Below are 2432 nucleotides of genomic sequence, written 5' to 3' on the forward strand. Positions count from 1 at the left end.
ACCGCCGCGCAGAAGGCCGCAGAGGCGAAGGCCGCCGAAGAGGCTGCTGCGGCCGACGCTCCTGCCGAGACGCCGGCAGAGTAGGCATCCGTCAGCCAGTGATTCGGGCTCGCCCTTCGTGGGCGGGCCCGAATTCGCATCTACGCTGGCATGTGAGGCGCTCGCCCCCGTAGCCCAATTGGCAGAGGCAGCCGACTTAAAATCGGCCAAGTGCCGGTTCGAACCCGGCCGGGGGTACGGAGGAACCGCTAGACCTTGTCCGGCGCCAGCTGCCTCGCAACCGAGTGCCACTCGGCCCGATCGGCGCAGATGCGACAGGGCCGCTTCTTGCACTACAGCCGGGGTTGCCGAGGGAGCCCTTGCAGTATGTCTCAAAGGCACTGGACGCAGCCCGGCGACGGCCTGGCGAGGAAAGCCCCCTCAGCCATCTCAAACGCGCTGACTGAAGGGGCCCTTGCGGGGCGGCGGTGAGGGATCAGCTATTTGACCAGATTGGTCCCTGTGCATTGGCTGCCCGCAGGGAATGCCGTGATTATGCGCTGCGCAGTCTTGCCCAGTCCGACGTGCGGCGTCATTGTGGCGACGACGGTCTTGTTGTTCTTCACGAGGTATACCGTGCGAGAGAAGCACCATGTCTGCTGTGACGTGTTGTAGGTGGCCTTGTCTGGATCGCTGAGAATCCAATCCATCGACCAGTTTGCAACGTCGCGCCAGTTGAGGCTCGAAGGCGTAACCGAAGCCCATTGGCTCATGTGCGCGTCGAGAATGTGGAAGTACCCGTACTTGTCAGTGCCGCAACGTAGAGCCGCGGTGGTTCCCTCGATTCCGCCTCCGCCGCGAACCCGGAGTCGGATGTACTCATGCACCAGCTTGCTTTCTTTCACGTTGTACCCGCAGGCGGGCCAGTTGGCTGGAGCGATGGCTTTGACGGTGGCGTCTGTGTGCACGCCGCCCTGACCAAACCCCTGGGGTGACCCGTAGTTGGTGTTGCCGGGTGGGGTGGTCGTCAGCGCGAAGTCCTGGCCACCGATCTCGACAGACGAGACACCATCGACGAACGCGTCGTCGTCGTCCTGATCCACGGAATCTGAGTCCTCGGAGTCGCCGCCGTCCACGAGTTCGTCCGGTGTCCCGTCGACATCGCTCGTCGTGCCATCGTCGGCACCCGGCACTGCGGTTGCGGTGGTATCGGCGGGAGACGACGAAGTGTCAGCGACAGCCACTCCCGCGGGAATGCTTGCCGGGCAAGCCACCACAATTGCCGATACGAGCAATGCAAGTCTGCGAACTCTGACCACGGATAGTCCCCTGTTCTTTATCATTTGCTGAACGTTCGCATAGGATTTCAATAGTGATCAAGCCGCCCGTTTACGGGCCTTGTGCTGCTTTCCGCGCTACGTGCCACACTCGGCTCATGGCTGCCTACGCGCGCATCGAGCTCATGGCCGAATACTCGGCTCCGCCACTCTGGGACCGCTCGCCGGGAGGATTCGGTCCGATAGAACTGGCCGATCTGCCGCTTTCCGAAGAACTCAGAGGGCGCTTGCAAGACTGGGCTGACCGTTACGACGCGCTTCCGACTCAGAACTTCGAATGGCTTTCGCCCAGCGATGAAGAGGACTTCATCGCGACCGGGATTGCGCTGGCGACTGAACTGCGCAGACAACTGGGCGATGAGGTCGAAGTGATCTACCGGCATGACGGGCCGAATCGGCACCGGACGCAGTTCGACAATTGGCTGCCTCAGGACGGGAACTGGCAGGCGGAGCCGCCGCGAGGTGATGGTCACCGCAACGCCGCGAGGAGAGGCCGGTAGCGCTGGTAAGAGGGCCGGGTTCCCCCGGCAGTCGCTGATGCGCTAGCCTCTCCGGAAACTGGGACGATCGTCCCAGTCCACGCGAGGGAGCATCCGCTTGGCTCACATGCCGGCCAACGAACGACGTGAGGCGCTGATCGCCGCTGCACTGCGCGTCGTCGCGCGCGACGGCATCGCCGGCGCATCGACGCGCGCGATCGTCGCCGAGGCCGGAATGCCGCTCGCCAGCTTCCACTACGTGTTCGCGTCGCATGACGAGCTCATGGCCGAGCTCGTGCAGCGGGCGGTGAACGAGGAATACCGCGCGATCGCGCCGCTGCTCGGCTCCGACATCACGGATGCCGCGCTCGGCGACCTCGTCTACGCCGGGCTCGTGCGCTACCTGGACTCGGTGAAGGCTGAGCCCGAGCGCGAGCGCGCCATGCTCGAGCTCACGCAGTACGCGCTGCGCGACGAGCGCACGGCACACCTCGCGCGACTGCAGTACGAGCGCTACACAGACCTCGTGCAGATGGCCCTCGAAGCCGCCGCGGGGCGCACGGGCTGGCGCTGGAACACGCCCGTCGCGGACGTCGCTCGCATGGTCGTCGCGCTGGCCGACGGCATCACCATCTCG

At 64.7% G+C, this 2432-nt stretch carries 3 protein-coding genes and 1 tRNA gene; 3 read left to right on the plus strand and 1 reads right to left on the minus strand.

The genetic code is table 11. The annotated features are described in order from the left end of the window. Positions 1 to 163: 163 nt before the first annotated feature. Positions 164 to 237: transfer RNA gene (locus ACM2XV_RS14260), tRNA-Leu, on the plus strand. 242 nt (positions 238 to 479) lie between these two features. On the opposite strand, the gene ACM2XV_RS14265 is transcribed toward ACM2XV_RS14260, so the two are convergent. Further along, the gene (locus tag ACM2XV_RS14265; RefSeq protein ID WP_344773868.1) at positions 480 to 1223 is read right to left on the minus strand and encodes a hypothetical protein; all 744 of its coding nucleotides are present in this window, start codon (positions 1221 to 1223) and stop codon (positions 480 to 482) included. 191 nt (positions 1224 to 1414) lie between these two features. Here ACM2XV_RS14265 and ACM2XV_RS14270 point away from each other — a divergent pair, with 191 nt between their 5' ends. After that, entirely contained in the window at positions 1415 to 1816 is a 402-nt protein-coding gene (locus tag ACM2XV_RS14270; protein ID WP_344773870.1) for a hypothetical protein, read from the plus strand. A gap of 106 nt (positions 1817 to 1922) precedes the next feature. Then, positions 1923 to 2432, plus strand: a 510-nt coding sequence (locus ACM2XV_RS14275; protein ID WP_487027407.1) for a TetR/AcrR family transcriptional regulator, incomplete at its 3' end; no start/stop codon positions are given.

The sequence above is a fragment of the Gryllotalpicola sp. CP2-P1 genome, assembly GCF_057512245.1.

What these genes read in the sequence shown, in the direction of transcription:
- ACM2XV_RS14270 (WP_344773870.1), top strand. Translation starts at nt 1,415, where the DNA reads ATGGCTGCCTACGCGCGCATCGAGCTCATGGCCGAATACTCGGCTCCG.